General features: G+C 52.0%; 17 protein-coding genes. 5 read left to right on the top strand and 12 right to left on the bottom strand.

Going from position 1 to position 20,486, the window contains the following annotated elements:
* Window positions 1–393: 393 nt before the first annotated feature.
* The 6 genes from glcA to glcD all read right to left on the bottom strand — a co-directional run bounded on the left by glcA (window position 394) and on the right by glcD (window position 8,819).
* A complete protein-coding gene (glcA, locus tag WC5_RS18490) occupies window positions 394–2,076 on the bottom strand; it encodes a glycolate permease GlcA (protein ID WP_000259282.1) in 1,683 nt (560 codons plus the stop codon).
* Window positions 2,077–2,431: 355 nt separating this feature from the next.
* Window positions 2,432–4,603: a malate synthase G gene (glcB, locus tag WC5_RS18485; protein ID WP_000005025.1), complete on the bottom strand. Its 2,172-nt coding sequence runs from the start codon at window positions 4,601–4,603 to the stop codon at window positions 2,432–2,434.
* Window positions 4,604–4,624: 21 nt separating this feature from the next.
* Window positions 4,625–5,029, bottom strand: coding sequence for a heme-binding protein (locus tag WC5_RS18480; RefSeq protein WP_010348692.1), 405 nt, complete (start codon window positions 5,027–5,029; stop codon window positions 4,625–4,627).
* Between the two features lie 4 nt (window positions 5,030–5,033).
* Window positions 5,034–6,257: a glycolate oxidase subunit GlcF gene (gene glcF / locus WC5_RS18475; protein ID WP_001194830.1), complete on the bottom strand. Its 1,224-nt coding sequence runs from the start codon at window positions 6,255–6,257 to the stop codon at window positions 5,034–5,036.
* A gap of 10 nt (window positions 6,258–6,267) precedes the next feature.
* A complete protein-coding gene (gene glcE, locus WC5_RS18470; protein ID WP_000943116.1) occupies window positions 6,268–7,320 on the bottom strand; it encodes a glycolate oxidase subunit GlcE in 1,053 nt (350 codons plus the stop codon).
* Window positions 7,320–8,819: a glycolate oxidase subunit GlcD gene (gene glcD / locus WC5_RS18465; protein ID WP_016231447.1), complete on the bottom strand. Its 1,500-nt coding sequence runs from the start codon at window positions 8,817–8,819 to the stop codon at window positions 7,320–7,322. Before glcD ends, glcE begins: the two co-directional genes overlap by 1 nt.
* A 250-nt stretch (window positions 8,820–9,069) precedes the next feature.
* Between glcD and glcC the strand changes: the two genes are divergently transcribed.
* Window positions 9,070–9,840 carry a transcriptional regulator GlcC gene (gene glcC / locus WC5_RS18460; protein ID WP_010348695.1) on the top strand — a complete coding sequence of 257 codons (771 nt, stop codon included), beginning with the start codon at window positions 9,070–9,072 and terminating at the stop codon, window positions 9,838–9,840.
* A 70-nt stretch (window positions 9,841–9,910) separates the two neighbouring features.
* Here the strand turns inward: glcC and yghO are convergent, their stop codons facing one another.
* Window positions 9,911–11,035: a protein YghO gene (gene yghO / locus WC5_RS18455; RefSeq protein ID WP_000590186.1), complete on the bottom strand. Its 1,125-nt coding sequence runs from the start codon at window positions 11,033–11,035 to the stop codon at window positions 9,911–9,913.
* Between the two features lie 380 nt (window positions 11,036–11,415).
* On the opposite strand from yghO, the gene WC5_RS18450 reads away from it, so the two are divergent.
* The 4 genes from WC5_RS18450 to spt are packed head-to-tail and all read left to right on the top strand — an operon-like array spanning window position 11,416 to window position 15,500.
* Entirely contained in the window at window positions 11,416–13,137 is a 1,722-nt protein-coding gene (locus tag WC5_RS18450) for a fatty acyl-AMP ligase (protein WP_010348697.1), read from the top strand.
* Complete coding sequence (locus WC5_RS18445) at window positions 13,134–14,048, top strand: NAD-dependent epimerase/dehydratase family protein (RefSeq protein WP_016231448.1); 915 nt, start codon at window positions 13,134–13,136, stop codon at window positions 14,046–14,048. The genes WC5_RS18450 and WC5_RS18445 overlap by 4 nt, the downstream gene beginning before the upstream one ends.
* Before the next feature lie 31 nt (window positions 14,049–14,079).
* Window positions 14,080–14,328: an acyl carrier protein gene (locus tag WC5_RS18440; RefSeq protein ID WP_000248094.1), complete on the top strand. Its 249-nt coding sequence runs from the start codon at window positions 14,080–14,082 to the stop codon at window positions 14,326–14,328.
* Complete coding sequence (gene spt / locus WC5_RS18435) at window positions 14,328–15,500, top strand: serine palmitoyltransferase (RefSeq protein WP_000524984.1); 1,173 nt, start codon at window positions 14,328–14,330, stop codon at window positions 15,498–15,500. The genes WC5_RS18440 and spt overlap by 1 nt, the downstream gene beginning before the upstream one ends.
* Before the next feature lie 34 nt (window positions 15,501–15,534).
* On the opposite strand, the gene lptG is transcribed toward spt, so the two are convergent.
* From lptG to WC5_RS18410, 5 genes are read right to left on the bottom strand one after another with little or no spacing between them, the layout of a single operon-like run.
* Window positions 15,535–16,614, bottom strand: coding sequence for an LPS export ABC transporter permease LptG (lptG, locus tag WC5_RS18430; RefSeq protein ID WP_010348702.1), 1,080 nt, complete (start codon window positions 16,612–16,614; stop codon window positions 15,535–15,537).
* Window positions 16,611–17,681 (bottom strand): LPS export ABC transporter permease LptF, encoded by a 1,071-nt coding sequence (lptF, locus tag WC5_RS18425; RefSeq protein ID WP_000779664.1) that lies wholly within the window; start codon window positions 17,679–17,681, stop codon window positions 16,611–16,613. The genes lptG and lptF overlap by 4 nt, the downstream gene beginning before the upstream one ends.
* Before the next feature lie 30 nt (window positions 17,682–17,711).
* Entirely contained in the window at window positions 17,712–18,269 is a 558-nt protein-coding gene (locus WC5_RS18420) for a YtfJ family protein (protein ID WP_001116541.1), read from the bottom strand.
* A complete protein-coding gene (locus WC5_RS18415; protein WP_000984960.1) occupies window positions 18,269–19,105 on the bottom strand; it encodes a hypothetical protein in 837 nt (278 codons plus the stop codon). Before WC5_RS18415 ends, WC5_RS18420 begins: the two co-directional genes overlap by 1 nt.
* Window positions 19,105–20,454: a lipopolysaccharide biosynthesis protein gene (locus tag WC5_RS18410; RefSeq protein WP_000896901.1), complete on the bottom strand. Its 1,350-nt coding sequence runs from the start codon at window positions 20,452–20,454 to the stop codon at window positions 19,105–19,107. The genes WC5_RS18415 and WC5_RS18410 overlap by 1 nt, the downstream gene beginning before the upstream one ends.
* Window positions 20,455–20,486 lie beyond the last annotated feature (32 nt).

Consider the following 20,486-nt stretch of genomic DNA (forward strand, 5'->3'; position numbering starts at 1 on the left):
ATTATTGATAACGAAACAGGTAAAATTTATAAGAATATCCCCTATACGATGTCAGTCGGGGTATTTATCAAAAGATTTAACAAACAAAAAAGTAACAATTATTCACAATGTGACTATCTCAAGTTGTTGATAGTTTTAACGATTGCGATTGCAAAAGCAACAGATAGCACGGTGTTTACTCATCAAGCGAACATAATTAATACAGACTTGTTTTGCGGGACAAAAAAATAGACATTCTCACGCGCTTAATTATTTAGCGGGTTATCTGAACACAAAACATTATTGCCGCATAGATAATAAATCGGGAAATGATTTTTTAATTAATAAGACAGAATAATGTAACCAGAAAAGAATGAAGCCGGATGATATTGACGATCATCCGGCTTTGTTGACTTACGAGACTAACATTCCGGTAAACACATACGCCTGCAACAGCGTGATAATGCCAATAACGCTGGCAAAGATCAGACTGTGTTTCACAGTGTAGCGGAACAGTTCAGATTCTCGGCCCACCATGCCTGTTGCGGCGCACGCCACGGCGATAGATTGCGGAGAGATCATCTTGCCGGTCACGCCGCCGCTAGTATTTGCTGCCACCAGCAGGGTGTCAGAGACGTTGATTTGCTGCGCGGTGGTTGATTGCAGTGAACCAAACAGGGCATTCGAGGATGTGTCCGAGCCGGTAAGGAATACCCCCAGCCAGCCAAGGAACGGTGAGAAGAACGGGAACATCACGCCAGTGCCCGCCAGTACCAGCGCCAGCGTGGTAGACATGCCGGAATAGTTGGTCACGAAAGCAAATGCCAGCACCATGCCAATCGACAATATCGGCCACTTCAGGCTAATTAGCGTTTCGGCAAAGACGCCAATGCCTTTCTTGATCCCCACGCCGAGAATGAAGATAGAGATAATCGCCGCAATAAAAATAGCGGTGCCGCCAGCGGACAGCGGGTCGAATTTAAACACCGCATCCATCGGTGTCGGCTGGGCGACAATGGGTGCCGCTTTCAGTACCTGCTGATGCAAATGAGGGATCTGGAAATTAATCACCAGCGAATAAAACGCACCGCCCGGCGCAAATAACGCTTTAAATGGCTTCATCGTCCAGATGGTGACCAGCACCGTTAAGATTAAAAAGGGTGACCAGGCGCGAATGATTTGCCCCAGACTATATTCTGAAGGCACGGGACCGCCAGAAGATGGCTTATTCACCACCATCGCACCTGCGGATTGTCCCATGCTGATTGCCGTTTCGGTATTTTTTGGTCGCCAGACTTTTAGAAATAAAGAAAGTGAGACGATACTCACCAGCGCCGAAGTAATATCCGGCAGTTCCGGACCAATATAGTTAGAGGTAAAGAACTGGGTAACCGCAAAGCTACCACCCGCAACCAGCGCCGCTGGCCACGTCTCTTTCACCCCTTTCCAGCCGTCCATCATCGCCACCAGCCAGAACGGTACAAGAACTGACAGGAACGGTAACTGACGTCCCGCCATTGCACCGATGTCGAACGGATCGATTCCCGTTACCTGACCGGCGACCAGAATCGGCACGCCCAACGCTCCAAACGCCACCGGCGCAGTGTTGGCAATCAGGCACAGCCCCGCCGCGTATAACGGTTTGAAGCCCAGCCCCACCAGCAACGCCCCCGTAATCGCCACCGGTGCACCAAAGCCAGCCGCCCCCTCCAGCAGCGCGCCAAAGGAGAAACCAATCAGTAGTACCTGCAAACGCTGATCGTCGGTGATGGAGATAACCGAGCTGCGGATAATATCAAACTGCCCGCTGGCAACGGTTAATTTATAGAGGAATACCGCTGCGACAATAATCCACGCAATCGGCCATAAGCCATAAATAAAGCCATATCCCGCAGCAGCAAATGCCATATCAATCGGCATTTTAAAGGCGAATATCGCAATCAATATCGATAATATAAGGGTTATTGCTCCGGCGACATGTCCTTTCAGACGTAATACCGCGAGTGCAACGAAGAAGAATATTATCGGGATCAAGGCGACCAGAGCGGATAGCCCCAGTCCTCCCATCGGCATATACATTTGGGTCCAGGTAACCATATTGTTCAGTCTCTTATTATCTTTATATGCTTGATATACTTAAGGTTGTAATAAGCAAAAGAGGACTGAACTGTAAAATATAGGGGTTATACTTTACAGCAACAGCACGCCGCTAACGCAATTGCTACCTCTGGCATAACAAGTATATCGGGTAAGGGTTTCTGTTCCGCACACGCAGGCGCAGAGTATCGTTAAGATGTCCATATTGTTGTTTTAATCCCGCTAGTGATGCGCTACGGGTATTTAATATTGTTAAACCCTGATAATCGCTCCGGTTATTTCCGGGATAAATGTACTACCGCAGTAACTATAATAGCCCCGACAATAAAACTTGCCGGGGCTTTTGCTATTGCTATTAATGACTTTCTTTTTCGCGTAAACGCCAGGCGTGTAATAACGGTTCGGTATAACCGTTTGGCTGTTTCACGCCGAGGAAGATTAAATCGCTGGCAGCTTTAAACGCACACGAATTAGCGAAATTCCCCACCATCGGACGATACGCCGGATCACCAGCGTTTTGCTGATCCACCACTTTCGCCATATTCTCCAGCGACGCCTGCACCTGTTCTTTAGTCAGAATACCGTGACGTAACCAGTTGGCGATATGCTGGCTGGAGATGCGCAGCGTTGCACGGTCTTCCATCAGCGCCACGTTGTGAATATCCGGCACTTTTGAACAACCAATCCCCTGCTCCACCCAGCGCACCACATACCCCAGAATACCCTGTACGTTGTTGTCCAGCTCTTGTTGGATCTCTTGCGCCGACCAGTTAGCGTTTTCAGCAACCGGGATGGTCAGCAGATCGTCCAGCAGCGGTTCAAATTCAGCATTGAACTCTGTGTTGGCAATGTTGGCTTGCACGCTCTGTACGTTGGTTTGATGGTAGTGTAGCGCATGGAGCGTAGCGGCGGTCGGCGACGGAACCCAGGCCGTGTTTGCCCCGGCACGTAACTGGTCGCCCTTCTGGCTGTACATGTCAGCCATCAGATCCGGCATTGCCCACATGCCTTTACCGATTTGCGCTTTGCCACGCAGCCCGCAGAACAGACCAGACAGCACGTTATTACGTTCGTAGGCTTTGATCCACGGCGTCGATTTCATCTGGTTTTTACGCAACATCGGCCCCGCTTCCATCACCGAATGCATCTCATCGCCGGTACGGTCGAGGAAGCCGGTGTTGATGAACGCCACGCGGTTGCGCGCCTGGGCGATACAGCTACGTAAGTTCAGCGAGGTTCGGCGTTCTTCATCCATAATGCCCATTTTCAGGGTATTCGGTGCCATGCCGAGCATCGTCTCAATGCGGGTAAACAGTTTGTTGGCGAACGCCACTTCCTGCGGACCGTGCATTTTCGGTTTCACAATATAGACGCTGCCGGTACGCGAGTTTTTCTGCACTTTTAAATCGTAGAGGGCAATCGCGCCAGTCATGACGCCATCAAGAATGCCTTCCGGGATTTCATTGCCTTCGCTGTCCCAAATCACGGGAATGGTCATCAAATGACCCACGTTACGGATAAACAGCAGCGAGCGCCCGTGCAGAGAAATTTCAGAGCCATCGGCAGCAGTGTACTGACGATCGTCATTCAGTTTACGCACGATTTGCCGACCGTTTTTCTCCATCTTCTCTTGCAGAGAGCCCTGCATCAGCCCCAGCAGGTTGCGGTACAGCAGGATTTTATCTTCCGCATCAACCGCAGCGACCGAATCTTCGCAGTCGAGAATGGTACTGATGGCAGCTTCGACGATAACATCGTTGATGTGCGCCGGATCGTCTTTGCCAATCCGCCCGTTGGCATCGATTTGCAGCTCGATATGCAAACCGTTATTTTTCAGCAAAATGCAGCCCGGCGCAGCGGCATCACCACGATAACCGACAAACTGCGCCGGGGTACGTAACGTGGTTTCCGTGCCATTTTTCAACTGGATACGTAATTGTTTATCGACCACGCTAAACGCCACCGCATCCTGATAGCTGCCATTTTCCAGCGGCAGTGATTCGTCGAGAAAACGCCGAACCCAGGCGATAACCTGCTCGCCGCGCTGCGGATCGTAGCCGCTGACCATCGCCCCTTCCTGCGGGATGATGTCGCTGCCGTACAGCGCGTCGTACAGTGAACCCCAGCGGGCGTTCGCCGCGTTCAGCGCGTAGCGGGCGTTCATTGCCGGAACCACCAGCTGTGGCCCCGCCTGACTGGTAATTTCACTGTCGATGCCCGTGGTTTCCACCGTCACGTGCTCCGGTTGCGGCACCAGGTAGCCCTGTTCACGCAGGAAAGATTTATAGGCCGCTTTGTCTTTTACCGGCCCCGGATTGCTGCGATGCCACTCATCGAGCGCCGCCTGAATGCGATCGCGTTCTGCCAGCAACTGTCGATTTTCTGGCGCCAGATCGTGAACGATCTCATCAAAATTGCGCCAGAACGCGGCAGCATCCAGTTCCACGCCCGGTAAAACTTCTTCATCCACAAAACGTTTAAAATTGGCGTCAATGCGTAAACGGCCCTGGGTTATGGTCTCACTCATTATTTATCTCCTCGTTTTCGCTTATTTCGCCAACACCGCTGCTGCCGCTTTCGCGACCTGCGCATCCTGTGCTCCGGTTAAACCAGAAACGCCCACGGCACCAATAACTTGCCCATCAACAACAACCGGTACGCCGCCTTCCAGCGACGTCAGTAACGGTGCCGTCACAAACGCGGTACGTCCGTTGTTCACCATCTCTTCATAGCCCTTAGTTTCACGACGCCCCAGCGCGGCGGTACGCGCTTTCTCCTGGGAGATGTAAGCCGCAATTGGCGCGCAATCATCCATGCGGCTTAACGCCAGCAGATGACCGCCGTCATCTGCAACAGCAATGGAAACAGACCAGTTATTTTTCTGCGCCTCTTCCTGACCTGCGGCAATAATTGCACTCGCCATTTGCTGGCTAAGAATGACTTTAGTTTTCATTTTGTTATTCCTTTTCAAGGGCTTGTTCTACAATTTCAATCCAGTGACGCACAGAGGTACGACCGGCGCTCGCCAGATGCGTCTGGCAACCAATGTTGGCGGTGACGATCATTTCCGGTTTGCCGCTTTCCAGTGCATTCATTTTGTTATCCCGTAGCTGGCGCGCCAGATCGGGATGCGTTAACGCATATGTTCCCGCCGACCCGCAGCACAGATGGCTGTCGGGAACGTCGGTTAAGGTAAATCCCAGGCGCAGTAATACTTTTTCCACTTCGCCGTTCAGCTTTTGCGCATGTTGCAGAGTACACGGGCAGTGGAAGGCCAGTTTTTTATCGCCGCGAATTGCCAGTTTTTCCAGCGGTTCCTCGCGCAACAGTTCGACTAAATCGACCGCCAGTTCACTGACCTGACGCGCTTTATCGGCATACAGCGCATCGTTTTTCAGCATCTGCCCATACTCTTTGACGAACGCGCCACAGCCGCTGGCAGTCTGCAAAATAGCCTCGGCACCTGCTTCAATCGCGGGCCACCAGGCATCAATGTTATTTCGCGCACGCGCTAAGCCCTTTTCCTGCGCATTAAGATGATAGTCCACTGCCCCACAACAGCCTGCTTCGTTAGCTGGCATGACGCTGATCCCCAGACGATCCAGCACCCGCGCGGTTGCCGCGTTGGTGTTGGGCGAAAGCGTAGGCTGGGCGCAACCTTCCAGCATTAAAACCCGACGCTTATGGCGCAGCGGTGGACGTGGTTTGGCCTTCACGGTTTCGGCGGGCAGTTTTGCTCTGAGCTGCTCTGGCAAAAACGGTCGCAGCACCAGGCCTACCTGCGTCAGCGCGCGGAAGACTGCCGGACGCGGCACCACCTGGCGCAGCCCTTCGCGCAGCATTCGCTCCGGCAGTGGGCGTTTCACTTTCTGCTCGACAATATCACGCCCGATATCCAGCAGAGTGTGATAGCGCACACCAGAAGGACAGGTGGTTTCACAATTGCGGCAAGTGAGGCAGCGATCGAGATGCTCCTGCGTTTTAAGCGTGACTTCGTTGCCTTCCAGCACCTGTTTAATCAGATAGATGCGCCCGCGCGGCCCGTCCAGTTCATCCCCCAGAAGCTGATAGGTTGGGCAGGTTGCGGTACAAAATCCGCAGTGAACACAGGCGCGCAGGATGCTGTCGGCTTCCAGCGCGCGCGCGTTCTGACGCATCTCTTCGGTTAATCGGGTTTGCATAGCCTGCTCCTCATAGTTCCGCGTACATGCGACCGGGGTTAAACACGCCGCAAGGGTCGAGCTGCTTTTTAAGTTGCTGGTGATAGCGGAATAAAGGAGCCGGTAGCGGAGCAAAGCCGCCATCTCCGGCACTAAAGCGAGTCGCATGACCGCCAGCGTTGCGGGCGATGCGGTGGATTTGATTGTCATCGGCTGTCGATTTCAGCCAGCGTAACGCGCCGCCCCAGTCGATCAGTTGCTCGCCGGGTAAATCCATCATCGGCGCATCGGTGGGTAAGGAAATGCGCCATAAAGTGCCCGGTAATGAGAAGAACGGCAATTGTTGTTCGCGCAATTGCTGCCAGAACTGACCAGCGACCTCTTCGCCACCCAGCAGTTCACGCGCTGCTTTTACCGATCCTTCACCGCCTTCAAGGCGGAGCCACAAGGCGTTGTCGAAATAACATAAGCCGCTAATGGGAAGTGGCTGGAGTTGCCACTGGGCGATTTCACTCATGGCTTCTTGCAGGCTGATTTCCCGCCGCAGGCTCAGGGTGGCGCGCGGTCGCGGCAACACTTTCATTGAGATTTCAGTGAGCACGCCAAGACAACCGTAGCTTCCGGCCATTAACCGCGAGAGATCGTATCCGGCAACGTTTTTCATCACTTCGCCACCAAAACGCAGATGTTTTCCAGTGCCGGTAATGATGCGCGTGCCGAGGACAAAATCGCGGACCGAACCGCTCCACGGACGACGCGGCCCCGCCAGTCCGCAGGCAACCATCCCGCCCCAGGTGGCTTCTTCGCCATAATGCGGCGGCTCGCAGGGAAGCATTTGCCCGGCGCTTTCCAGCGCCGCTTCAATGGCCACCAGCGGCGTTCCGGCACGAGCGGTTATCACCAGCTCGGTCGGGTCGTAATTAACAATGCCGCGATGACAACGCACATCCAGCGTTTGCCCGGTGACAGGGCGACCTAAAAAGGCTTTGCTATTGCTTCCCTGAATTACCAGCGGCGTTTTATCGCTAATCGCCTGACTCACCTGCTCCAGTAGCACCTGGCTGTAATCACACTCGCGTAGCATCAGAAACGCTCCAGTTCAGGGAAAGGTAAATGACCGTGATGCACGTGCATGGCACCAAATTCAGCGCAGCGGTGCAGTGTGGGAATGTTTTTCCCTGGGTTCAGCAAACCATCAGGGTCAAACGCCGCCTTGACCGCATGGAAGGTCGTGATTTCATCGCTGTTGAACTGGGCGCACATTTGATTGATTTTTTCGCGCCCGATGCCATGTTCCCCACTGATGCTGCCGCCCACTTCGACGCAGAGTTCGAGGATCTTCCCACCCAACTCTTCCGCACGGGCAAATTCACCGGGTTCGTTGGCATCGAAAAGGATTAACGGGTGCATGTTGCCGTCTCCCGCGTGAAAGACGTTGGCAACGCGTAAATCATATTGCTGTGATAAACGGGCAATGCCTTCCAGTACGCCAGGCAACGCACGGCGCGGAATGGTGCCGTCCATACAGTAGTAATCCGGCGAGATACGCCCCACCGCCGGGAAGGCGTTTTTACGACCGGCCCAGAAACGCACACGCTCCGCTTCGTCCTGTGCCAGACGGACGTCAGTCGCGCCCGCTTTCAGTAAGATGTCGTTAACCCGCTCGCAGTCTTCCTGAACGTCAGACTCCACGCCGTCCAGCTCGCACAACAAAATCGCTTCGGCATCGACGGGATAACCAGCATGAATAAAATCTTCCGCCGCGCGGATCGACAGGTTATCCATCATCTCCAGCCCGCCGGGGATAATGCCATTGGCGATGATGTCACCGACGGCAAGCCCGGCTTTTTCTACCGAGTCAAAGCTGGCTAACAACACGCGCGCCACGGGGGGCTTTGGCAGCAGTTTTACCGTCACTTCGGTGGTCACGCCGAGCATACCTTCCGATCCGGTGAACAGCGCCAGCAGGTCAAAACCAGGCGAATCCAGCGCGTCCGATCCCAACGTCAGCGCCTCGCCGTCCAGCGTTTGCACTTCGATTTTCAGCAGGTTATGTACGGTCAGACCATATTTCAGGCAGTGGACGCCTCCGGCGTTTTCCGTCACGTTGCCGCCAATAGAACAGGCGATTTGCGAGGAGGGATCCGGTGCGTAATAGAGATTATGCGGCGCAACGGCCTGGGAGATCGCCAGGTTACGCACGCCCGGCTGCACGCGCGCGCGGCGACCGACGGGGTTAATATCGAGGATCTCTTTAAAGCGCGCCATCACCAACAACACACCTTTTTCCAGCGGCAACGCGCCGCCAGAAAGCCCGGTGCCTGCGCCACGGGTAACTACCGGTACACGCAGACGGTGGCAGACAGCCAGAATCGCTGCCACCTGTTCCATCTGCTTAGGCAGAACAACCAGTAATGGACGCGTGCGATACGCGCTCAACCCGTCACACTCGTAAGGAATGATCTCCTCATCGGTATGCAGGATCTCCAGTCCAGGGACATGCTCACGCAGTGCCATCAGTACCGATGTGCGGTCGACATCGGGTAAAGCGCCATCAAGACGCTCTTCGTACAAGATGCTCATGAGTAGGCTTCGCTTTGTTGTGTTGTGTGGCAGCTGATTTTTGCGCGCTGCTTCTGTGAACAGTTATTAAGCGGGCTTTTCGTTTTCGTCTATCTCTTTAGCTACCGGTCAGACCATTTTTTTTCCAGCTCTGTGACCTTGCCTTGGTTAACTTAATGTTAAATTGATGTAACATAATCACTTACGTGATGTGCGTGTTTTGCGAGTTAAGAACAGAAAAATTGGTCCTACCTGTGCACGAGGTCCGGGAATGAAAGATGAACGTCGCCCTATTTGCGAAGTGGTTGCAGAGAGTATCGAACGGTTAATTATCGACGGCGTGCTGAAGGTCGGACAGCCGCTTCCCTCGGAACGTCGACTGTGTGAAAAGCTCGGCTTCTCACGCTCCGCACTGCGTGAAGGGCTGACCGTGCTGCGCGGGCGCGGGATTATTGAAACGGCGCAGGGTCGCGATTCTCGTGTCGCACGGCTTAATCGGGTGCAGGACACCAGTCCGCTGATCCATCTGTTCAGTACGCAACCGCGAACGCTGTACGATCTGCTCGATGTTCGCGCATTACTGGAGGGCGAATCGGCAAGGCTGGCGGCAACGCTGGGAACGCAGGCTGATTTTGTTGTGATAACCCGCTGTTATGAAAAAATGCTCGCCGCCAGTGAGAACAACAAAGAGATTTCGTTGATCGAACATGCGCAGTTGGATCACGCTTTCCATCTCGCCATTTGTCAGGCTTCTCACAATCAGGTGCTGGTGTTTACGCTGCAATCATTGACCGACCTGATGTTTAATTCAGTGTTTGCCAGCGTAAATAATCTCTACCATCGACCACAGCAAAAAAAGCAGATCGATCGCCAACATGCGCGGATCTATAACGCGGTTTTGCAGCGGCTGCCGCATGTCGCCCAGCGAGCCGCCCGCGATCACGTGATGACCGTAAAAAAGAATCTCCACGATATTGAGCTGGAAGGCCACCACTTGATTCGCTCGGCGGTGCCGCTGGAAATGAACAAGGTGGGAATGTGAGCCGAGTTTTCGCCCTCACCCTCTTCTCCTGGGGCGAGGGAACCGCCCCTGCGCTTAATGGGTTCTGGTATTAAATGTGCTTTTCATACAACCGGTAACGTTTATACGGCTCCGCCCCAATGCGTTCCAGCATGTTATTCATGCCTGTATTGGTTTCGAGGATCCATGACATCTCCAGCGCATCAATCTTCCTGCGAGCAAAGGGATCGCGTAATGCTTCAATCAGCAGCAGCGCGATCACCGGGCCAATGCGGCTAAACTGATACTCGTCACGTACCCCCATCAGCGGCACTCGCGCAGTTCGCACACCGCTGACTTTTAAGCGCCACAGCAATTTTGCCCAGCCGAAGGGAAAGAGCGATCCATTCAGATCGGCAATCGCTTCGTTGATGTTCGGTAAGCCGACAATAAACGCACAGGGTGCAGAATCAATCTCGGCGATGTAGATCATATCGTCCGGCACCAGGTACTTAAGCTGATCGCCCATGGTCGCGAACTCATGTTCGGTAAACGGCACAAATCCCCAGTTGTGCTGCCAGCCAGAGTTGAAAATCTCACGCAGAACCTGCATTTCTTCGGCAAACCGCTGGCGATTGATGCAGCGAATGGTCACCTTTTTGCGTACCTGTTCCATCAGTTTTTTTAGCGCCGGAGAGAAAGTAAGATCGGTTCGCTGCATCCACCACGCCAGTAGATCAATGCCTTTGTGATAACCCAATTGTTCAATATGTGCGGCATACCACGGTTTACCGTGCGGCATCATCGCGCATGGCGGTGTATCGAAACCTTCAATCAGTAATCCGCTTTCCTGATTGATATTCAGGCTGAAAGGTCCGCTGATGTTGCGCGCGCCTTGTGACTTCAACCACGCTTCCGCTGCGCCAAATAAAGCGGCAAAAACCTGCGGATCATCAATGGCGTCAATCATACCGAAATGACCAGTATCTTCACCGTATCGCTCGCGGTGCAAAGTATCGATTTGCGCGGTAATGCGCCCGACTATCTGCCCCGCTTTTTTTGCCACCCACGCCTGCCAGATAATATGCTCCGTCCCCGGATTCTTCCTGGACAAATGCTCGCTGCGTTCAATGAATAAAGGGGGTATCCAGTTTGGATCATCGGGATAAAGTGATGACGGAAAAGCGATAAATGCCTTAAGGTCATTTTTATTAATTACTTTTTCAATTTTAATCATCAGCAGATCGCATTCCCTGGCTCAGTGGCTAACAAATAATTAACGGAGGGAATACGGGCATAAACCGAGACATTCGGCACCTTAATAATCCATCCGATGAATATAAAATACTGCTTTTAATTATTGCGATAAAATCATCACCTACATTATCTGAGAAAATATTAATCGTTAGTGCTTAATGCGACCAGACAGGCCACTTACTTAATATATTCACAAATCAAATATTATTCACAATAAAAAACAAAAAAGTTAAAACCATTATTTAAATCAATGTTCAATATCGCACCCGTGAAAATACTATCTCATTTATCTTTTATGCATATATAATCTACCGCATTATTGTCATTTTATTTTTGATATCCAATTTTCTCGTGGTGTATATGTCTAATAAAATTTTTACGCATTCCCTGCCTATGCGCTATGCCGATTTTCCAACGCTGGTTGATGCTTTGGATTATGCCGCTCTGGGCCGCGCCGGAATGAACTTTTATGACAGACGTTGCCAGCTTGAAGATGAACTGGAATATCACAATTTAAAAGCACATGCCGAAGCAGGCGCAAAGCGGTTGTTATCGCTAAATTTGAAAAAAGGCGATCGCGTGGCGCTGATTGCCGAAACCAGTAGCGGGTTTGTCGAAGCATTTTTTGCCTGCCAGTATGCCGGGTTAGTCGCCGTCCCGTTGGCGATTCCGATGGGGGTCGGTCAACGAGATTCCTGGAGCGCCAAATTGCAGGGCTTACTGGCAAGCTGTCAGCCAGCCGCGATTATCACCGGCGATGAGTGGTTACCGCTGGTCAATGCCGCGACGCATGACAACCCCGAGTTGCATGTGTTAAGCCATGCCTGGTTTAAATCCTTGCCGGAAGCCGACGTTACGCTCCAGCATCCCGTTCCAGACGATATAGCCTACCTCCAGTACACCTCCGGCAGCACCCGTTTTCCCCGTGGCGTCATCATTACTCATCGCGAAGTAATGGCAAATCTACGTGCCATCAGCCACGATGGCATTAAATTACGTCCGGGCGATCGCTGCGTCTCCTGGCTGCCTTTCTATCATGATATGGGGCTGGTCGGTTTTCTCCTGACACCTGTCGCCACGCAGCTTTCAGTGGATTACTTGCGCACTCAGGATTTCGCCATGCGCCCGCTGCAATGGCTTAAATTGATCAGCAAAAATCGCGGCACCGTTTCCGTTGCGCCACCGTTTGGCTATGAACTGTGCCAGCGCCGGGTGAATGAAAAAGATCTCGCTGAACTGGATCTCTCCTGCTGGCGCGTCGCCGGTATTGGCGCTGAGCCGATCTCCGCAGAACAACTCCATCAATTTGCTGAATGTTTCCGTCAGGCTAACTTTGACGATAAAACTTTCATGCCATGCTACGGGCTGGCAGAGAACGCGCTTGCCGTCAGTTTTTCTGACGAAGCCTCCGGCGTTGTAGTTAACGAAGTGGATCGCGACATCCTCGAATATCAGGGTAAAGCCATCGCGCCGAACGCAGAAACGCGCGCTGTATCGACTTTCGTCAACTGCGGTAAAGCATTGCCGGAACATGGTATTGAAATCCGTAATGAAGCAGGTATTCCAGTCACGGAACGTGTGGTAGGTCATATTTGCATCTCCGGCCCCAGCCTGATGAGTGGTTACTTTGGCGACCAGGCTTCGCAAGATGAGATTGCCGCGACGGGTTGGTTAGATACTGGCGATCTCGGCTATCTGCTGGACGGTTATCTGTATGTCACCGGACGCATTAAAGATCTGATTATTATTCGTGGGCGCAATATCTGGCCGCAGGATATTGAGTACCTGGCGGAGCAGGAGCCGGAAATTCACTCCGGCGATGCCATTGCGTTTGTTACCGCCCAGGAAAAAATCATTTTGCAGATCCAGTGTCGGATCAGCGACGAAGCACGTCGCGCGCAGCTTATCCACTCGCTGGCTGCGCGGATACAAAGTGAGTTTGGCGTGACAGCGGCTATCGATCTGTTACCGCCCCACAGTATTCCCCGCACCTCTTCCGGCAAGCCCGCCCGTGCTGAAGCGAAAAAACGTTATCAGAAGGCCGTCGCCGCTAATCCCGCTGTGCAGGAATCTCTCGTATGAGCCAAATAGTCGCGGTGACGGGTGCTACCGGGTTTATTGGTAAATATATTATCGATAACCTGCTCATTCGCGGCTTTCATGTTCGCGCGTTGACGCGTACTGCCCGCGCTCACGTCAGCGATAATCTCATCTGGGTGCGCGGTTCGCTGGAAGATACGCATTCGCTTAGCGAGCTGGTTGCCGGTGCCAGTGCGGTGGTTCATTGTGCCGGGCAAGTGCGCGGGCACAATGAAGATGTCTTTACCCGCTGTAACGTTGACGGCAGTCTGCGTCTGATGCAGGCAGCAAAAGAGAGCGGCTTTTGCCAACGTTTTCTGTTTATCTCTTCACTGGCGGCACGCCATCCTGAACTCTCCTGGTATGCAAACTCCAAACACGTCGCCGAACAACGGCTGGCAGCGATGGCTGACGAAATTACGCTGGGCGTTTTTCGCCCGACGGCAGTGTATGGCCCCGGCGATAAAGAGCTAAAACCACTGTTTGACTGGATGCTGCGCGGCCTGCTGCCACGGCTTGGCGCACCAGAAACACGACTCTCTTTTCTGCACGTTACCGATTTCGCGCAAGCTGTGAGTCAGTGGTTAAGCGCCGAAACTGTACCAACGCAAACATATGAATTATGCGATGGCGTCTCCGGAGGCTATGACTGGCAACGCGTACAACAGCTTGCCGCCGCCGCCCGTCGTGGTTCCGTACGGATGGTCGGCATTCCTCTGCCACTACTCACCTGTCTTGCGGATATCAGTACCGCGTTGAGTCGCCTGGCAGGAAAAGAACCTATGCTGACCCGCTCGAAAATTCGTGAATTAACCCATGCCAACTGGTCGGCAAGTAATAACCGTATTTCTGAAGATATTAACTGGTTTCCCGGGATTAGCCTGGAACACGCATTACGCAACGGGCTATTTTGATTGTCTTGTTTAAAGGTGTGTTAACGTTTCTATGGTAAATCGTGAAATAGTAATGGATTACATCCTTTCCTGTTTACAGGATTTGGTCGAAAACGGTGTGGAAATTAAGCCTGACAGCGCGCTCGTCAACGATCTTGGTCTGGAATCGATCAAAGTGATGGATCTCTTAATGATGCTGGAAGACAGATTCGATATTTCCATTCCGATTAATATTCTGCTGGATGTCAAAACCCCTGCGCAATTAATGGAAACACTACTTCCATGGCTGGAGAATAAATAATGGGGCTATACGATAAATATGCGCGTCTTGCTGGCGAGCGCCTGCAATTTAGTGATAACGGTTTAACACCGTTTGGCACCTGTATTGATGAAGTGTATTCCGCCACCGAAGGGCGTATCGGCAATAAAAAAGTAATCCTGGCCGGAACCAATAATTATCTCGGTTTAACCTTCAATAACGGGGCCATCGCCGAAGGTCAGGCTGCGTTAGCGGCACAAGGCACCGGCACCACCGGTTCTCGTATGGCTAATGGCAGCTATGCGCCGCATCTGGCGTTAGAGAAAGAGATCGCCGAGTTTTTCAATCGCCCTTCCGCTATCGTTTTTTCAACCGGTTATACCGCGAATTTAGGCGTCATCAGCGCACTTGCCGACCATAACGCCGTAGTGTTGCTGGATGCCGACAGCCACGCCAGTATTTATGATGCCTGCTCTCTCGGCGGCGCGGAAATTATTCGTTTTCGCCATAACGACGCCAACGATCTGGAACGTCGCATGATTCGCCTCGGCGAACGGGCGAAAGAGGCGATTATCATCGTTGAGGGCATCTACAGTATGCTCGGCGACGTTGCGCCGCTGGCGGAAATTGTTGATATCAAACGTCGTCTCGGCGGTTATTTGATTGTCGATGAAGCTCATTCGTTTGGCGTGTTAGGCGCAACGGGGCGTGGGCTGGTTGAAGCCGTTGGCGCTGAGGACGATGTTGATATTATCGTTGGCACCTTCAGTAAGAGTCTGGCCTCTATCGGCGGTTTTGCTGTCGGCTCGGAAGCGATGGAAGTGCTGCGCTACGGCAGCCGCCCGTATATTTTCACCGCCTCCCCTTCTCCTTCCTGCATTGCGACCGTGCGCTCGTCGTTAAGAACCATTGCCACACAACCAGAGTTGCGGCAAAAATTGATGGATAACGCCAACCATCTGTATGACGGTCTGCAAAAATTGGGTTACGAGCTAAGCTCGCATATTAGCCCGGTAGTGCCAGTGATAATCGGTTCGAAAGAGGAAGGGTTACGCATCTGGCGCGAGCTTATCTCACTGGGCGTGTATGTGAATCTTATCCTGCCACCTGCTGCGCCGGCAGGCATTACGCTGCTGCGCTGTAGCGTTAACGCTGCGCACAGTCGCGAGCAAATTGATGCCATCATTCAAGCGTTCGCTACTCTAAAACAATAATGTGAGCCCGCTGTGGTGCTGTGCCACGGCGGGTTTAATGTTGTCTGTCATACCAATACACCAGGCTCAACGCCACCAGCACAAATGCGATTGGTAAACCGAGCGCAGTCGCTGGGGCACTCAACGCAAATAACAATCCCAGATTGACCATAATTTGATAGCTGATCCAGGTAAGCAAGCCAACGATGACGCCCACAGCAAGACGGCTGCCCATCCCCGGTGAGCGCGGGGCGCTAAAGGTAAACGGCACAGCCAGTAAAATCATCGCCAGAGTTAAGATGGGGTGTCCCAGCTTTTCCCACAGTGCCAGACGATATTCACTGCTCGGTTGCCCGGTTTCCTGCAAATAATGGATGTAATGGTTGAGCTGGCGGACAGAAAAGCTATTACCCGGCATCGATAACTCTTCGAGATTTATACTGGTGAACGTCGATTGCCACGGCAGATTATCTAATGTTTCCAGCGTTTCTTTGCCATTAAGCCATTTTTTATGATTCACACCGTGCAGGAGCCACGTTTTATCGTCTTCGATGGTGGCGCTGCGCGCGTAAATGTAGGATTCGAGTGACAGATCGTCGCGGTAATGAAATATCTCCACACCTACCGGCTGGCCCTGTTCATTCAGCGATTTCACCGTCACAAATTCATTGTCACGTCTGGCCCACAACATGTTGCCGGTGATGTCATCGTCCCCCCCTAACGCGGTGGCGGTCGATTTGATTTGCATCGCCTGTTGCTGCAATGGCGACGCTACCCACTCATCAATCACGCCTAACGAGACTGTCCACAGCATTCCGGCGACCAGCACCACCAGCGCGATACGGAAAATGGAAAATCCCGTGCTGCGAATGGCGGTAAGTTCACTGTTTTTCGATAACTGCCCAAGACCGACAATCCCCCCTAATAACGCGATAAACGGCGCAAGATCGACCAGTGTGCGCGGCAGGGTCATCACTACCACCAGCACAGCCTGAGTCCAGCGATAACCGCCAAGGCTGACATCATCCAGCTCGTTAATCAGGTTGAAGGTGGTAAAAAGCGGCAGCAGTAGTCCTGCGGCAGCGGCAAAACCGAGAAACAGGTGACGGATTAAATAGCGACTGAAGACATTCATCGGGAAAATTTCTGCAGCAAAGAGAAGTCGCGAGCAACCAGCACCAACAAACCAGTCAACATCAGTCCAGGCACTAACCACAAACCAGGGATAACAGGAATTGCACCGTTCGCCACCAGAGTGCGGCAAACGTCTCCGCCATAAAAAATGGCAATAAACAGTAACGTTAAAGGCAATAAGGTAGAAAATCGCCCCTGCCGTGGTTTTACCCGACTTAAAGAGATAGCCATCAGTGCCATTAACAACGCAGTCACGCCACGGCTTTGTCGCCATTGCAATTCGGCGTGATCGGCAGGAAAGACAGAATGCGCCAGCTCCGTGAGCGATTTCGCTTTGCGTTTGACGTTAGGGCTTTGATCCAGCGGATTCAGATGTAATTGCAGATTGCGATAGATCTGTTCGTTGTCGTCACTGCCCTGATGATCGAGAAGATAGGCTGTGCCGTTATGCAACATGACGGTCGGTTTGTCCGGAGAGGGATCGATAACATCAACGGAGCGGGCACGAAAAATGCGGGTTCGATTGGCCGTAGAAGTGTATATCAGCGCGTCAGTCAGGCGATTATTGTCTTGATCAACCGTCTGCGAGAGGATCATCCGCCCATTATCGTTAGTATTAAATTTTTTCGCCCGTAGCTGGCGGACATCCAGCTCCGACTGCGACTGTTGCTCCAGTTGATAAATCTGCGCATAAGCCCACGGCCGACCATACATCGACAAAACGGTGACAAAAATACTTAACGGTATAGCAAGGTAAAGAACAGCTTTATACAAACGCGCCGGGCTGCCTCCCGCCGCAGAAATTGCGGTAATTTCTGAGTCGGTATACATCTGCCCAAGCGTCACGCCAACTGACACATACAGGCCAACCGGTAACAACATCTCCAGTGCAATCAGCACTTTGTAAAAAACGATATCCAGCACAACGTTGAGAGCTAAAGTGCCATTTGCCGCTTCGGTCAGATAACGCTGTGCGGAATAGCTGGCGAAAATAAAGATCAGAAAACCGACGATAATCAGCACCAGACGGCGCGTACCGCGCATGATGTAATGTTCAACCAGCTTCATCTCACTAACGCCCTCAATCCTTTGAGTTTTTTATTCATTGATCAGCTTCTGCGCCAGCGCAATAACATGATCTACCTCTTCCGGCGTCAGGCTGCCGTCCTTTGCCCACTGAATTTGCCCGTTTTTATTCAGCACCAGAATGGTTGAACTCTGTTCCGGCAGTTGCCAAGCGGTGCGCCCCAGACCGTTACCATCGATAACGAATTGCGCCCACGGATAGCGGCGTTTATTTTTCTCGATTTTACCGCTCACAAAATAGCCTGTGCCAAAGATGGCATCATCGGTATTCACAATAGTGGTGGGCTGAAAACGATCCTGCGGAAAGTTTGCTGCTTCTACTGCTTTGATTAACAGTGAGTTCTTTTTCTTTGCCGACTTGCGCCCGGCGATATACTGGATAATGCGGACTTTTCCCGCCAGTTGCGTACTGTTCCACTTTTGGTAGTGAATTTCGTCGTTATTAAGCAGTAGCTCGCCGCCTTCCTGGATATAAACAGGAGTTACCCGTTTTCCAGTGACAAAATTATGCGCCGCCACGACTGGCGCTAAGAGCGCAATGATCAGCGCGACAATCCGACGAAATGGCATTATTGCTCCGGATATAGCGGAAAACGCGAGATAAGCAGCTCTAAACGCTGGCGAATATCGCTATCCAGCGCCACCGGTGCGTCATATGACCGACGGTTTTCCATATCATCTGCCACCATGTCGTCGTGCTTATCCCCCATCAGACCATTAATGGCAGCGAGGAAGCGGGAAATCTGTAACGCCTCTTTATTTTCAGGATCAAGCGATCTTAGGGTGTCGTAATAAGAAACCTGCTGACTGATGATTTTTCGCACATCATGAAATTCCCTGCCGGTTAGTCGCGGTTTGGCAATAATCTCTTTCAGGATATGCATTTGCTTTTGCCGATAGGCAATAAAACCGTTCACGCTTTCTAACTGGCTATGGCGTAATGACCAGTTCACTAACGACCAGACCGGGGAGCTTAAATAAATCCGTAACAGGTTACCGTAATACGACACGATATTTTTCTTACCGTTACGAAAACCATCCTGAAAATGGCCCAGACATACCGTCGTTTTGCCGAATAAAAATCCGGCCTGATGCTTCTTTAAATACAACCGTTGAGCAAAACGTAAATGCTTATAGCGCGCTCGCATGTATTTAAATTGTTTGCGCTCTTCAGCCGAAAGCTCATCGCCTTTGGTTTGTTTATGGATTAAACGCAGCAACTCCTTATGATCAACGCCATTTAGCCAGAATTGCAGACATAACGCGTAATTATCATGGATGATTTCGGCGGTACAACCCAGGGCGATTGTCGGCGGCAAACTGACCTGCGCGTCAACAACATCATCTTCCTCAATCGCAACAAATAAACGCTCGCTCGCCTCAAGCGGAAAATATTTTCTCATCATCAGGATTTCTCTCCGGCTGCGTTATAAAGCAATGAATGGCGCTGAAAGAACGCCTTTAAGGTCGGAATTAGTGAGAGCGCCACGTCCAGACATTGACCGCCGAAATAAGCAAACGCTGCTCCCAGCACGCCAAACAGATGACAAAACATGAACAGCAAAACGATGTAGCCGATTGAAGCGATGGTTTGCGCTACGAGGAAGGCGCGCTGTTTACCCGCCATCAATAGCAATGACTCCTGCGGAAAGCCCAGCATCGAAATAACAATCGCACCAAGCATCACCTGGATCAGGTCATATGCTTCGAGATATTTAACGCCAAATACCAGCGAAATGAGCGGATTGCCGACGATTAGCACCGCGAGCGCCACCAGAATACCGATTCCGCCAGCCAGTAAACCTGACTTCACGCCTAACAACCACGGTCTGGTAGTGCGCGGATCTAAGCGCATTACCTCTGGATAAAAACTTTTACCCAGCAAACCCGCTGGCGTCCCGGCGGCATCGAAGAATGTCATGGCGATTTTAAATAACCCAGCGGCGGCTGGCCCCAACACAATCCCCACCAGCACGGTGCTGCACGAGTTACGCGCCGACCAGATGGAGTGGGCAATGTTGGTTGACCAGACAAAACTCCACGCGCCTTTGATATGACGGGCAGACTCGAACAGATTCAATTTGAAGGCGTTATGGATATTTCTGCGGCGTAATTCACGCGCAGCAAACCACCAGTACATCGTGCCGCCAACCAGATTCGAGGCGTACCAGGCAATAACAAAGCCCGCAAAACCAAAGTCAAAATACCAGGCGATTACGCTACCCGCCGCTCGCAGAAAGGGTTTTGTAGCCTGCTGCACCGCAATTAAATCGAAGCGATCGACAGCGCGCAGAATGCCGGTCGGCGTGGAAGAAGCCATTGAGGGGATCAGCGTGCAATAGAGCGCCGCCAGCCAAAAGCTTTGCTCATCCAGACCTAATGAATGGGAAAGAAATGGCAGTAAGGCAATGCCGCCGACAATCGCCACCGCGCCGCTGACGATATCCAGCGAAAAGGAAAACGAGACGACATTACGAAATTGTTGGGGGTTATTGTTGGTTAAGGCTGGCGTTCCGTACTGCACTACCAACTGCCATGTCTGAAACTTAATAAAATCGCTGATCGACTTAGCATACGATTGCACAATCACCAGTACGCCAAACATCGCTGGCGTCATCCCTTTACCAGCGCACGAGAGCGCCAGTAAGCCCAGCAAGGCGCTCACGACATTGCTGGAGCCTAACCAGGCGCTATTGCGAATAATGGTGCGAAAGGCTCCATCTGCAAACCAATGTTTGATGTTAAAACCCGCCAATTCAGCCAGACCTTATCGTTGATAATGAAAAA

It is taken from the genome of Escherichia sp. KTE114 (assembly GCF_000407765.1).
In the GTDB taxonomy this organism is placed as follows: Bacteria; Pseudomonadota; Gammaproteobacteria; order Enterobacterales; family Enterobacteriaceae; genus Escherichia; species Escherichia ruysiae.

Excerpts from the sequence above, each read along its gene's own strand:
- glcA (WP_000259282.1), bottom strand. The coding sequence starts at position 2,076 with ATGGTTACCTGGACCCAAATGTATATGCCGATGGGAGGACTGGGGCTA.
- glcB (WP_000005025.1), bottom strand. The coding sequence starts at position 4,603 with ATGAGTGAGACCATAACCCAGGGCCGTTTACGCATTGACGCCAATTTT.
- WC5_RS18480 (WP_010348692.1), bottom strand. The coding sequence starts at position 5,029 with ATGAAAACTAAAGTCATTCTTAGCCAGCAAATGGCGAGTGCAATTATT.
- glcF (WP_001194830.1), bottom strand. The coding sequence starts at position 6,257 with ATGCAAACCCGATTAACCGAAGAGATGCGTCAGAACGCGCGCGCGCTG.
- glcE (WP_000943116.1), bottom strand. The coding sequence starts at position 7,320 with ATGCTACGCGAGTGTGATTACAGCCAGGTGCTACTGGAGCAGGTGAGT.
- glcD (WP_016231447.1), bottom strand. The coding sequence starts at position 8,819 with ATGAGCATCTTGTACGAAGAGCGTCTTGATGGCGCTTTACCCGATGTC.
- glcC (WP_010348695.1), top strand. The coding sequence starts at position 9,070 with ATGAAAGATGAACGTCGCCCTATTTGCGAAGTGGTTGCAGAGAGTATC.
- yghO (WP_000590186.1), bottom strand. The coding sequence starts at position 11,035 with ATGATTAAAATTGAAAAAGTAATTAATAAAAATGACCTTAAGGCATTT.
- WC5_RS18450 (WP_010348697.1), top strand. The coding sequence starts at position 11,416 with ATGTCTAATAAAATTTTTACGCATTCCCTGCCTATGCGCTATGCCGAT.
- WC5_RS18445 (WP_016231448.1), top strand. The coding sequence starts at position 13,134 with ATGAGCCAAATAGTCGCGGTGACGGGTGCTACCGGGTTTATTGGTAAA.
- WC5_RS18440 (WP_000248094.1), top strand. The coding sequence starts at position 14,080 with ATGGTAAATCGTGAAATAGTAATGGATTACATCCTTTCCTGTTTACAG.
- spt (WP_000524984.1), top strand. The coding sequence starts at position 14,328 with ATGGGGCTATACGATAAATATGCGCGTCTTGCTGGCGAGCGCCTGCAA.
- lptG (WP_010348702.1), bottom strand. The coding sequence starts at position 16,614 with ATGAATGTCTTCAGTCGCTATTTAATCCGTCACCTGTTTCTCGGTTTT.
- lptF (WP_000779664.1), bottom strand. The coding sequence starts at position 17,681 with ATGAAGCTGGTTGAACATTACATCATGCGCGGTACGCGCCGTCTGGTG.
- WC5_RS18420 (WP_001116541.1), bottom strand. The coding sequence starts at position 18,269 with ATGCCATTTCGTCGGATTGTCGCGCTGATCATTGCGCTCTTAGCGCCA.
- WC5_RS18415 (WP_000984960.1), bottom strand. The coding sequence starts at position 19,105 with ATGATGAGAAAATATTTTCCGCTTGAGGCGAGCGAGCGTTTATTTGTT.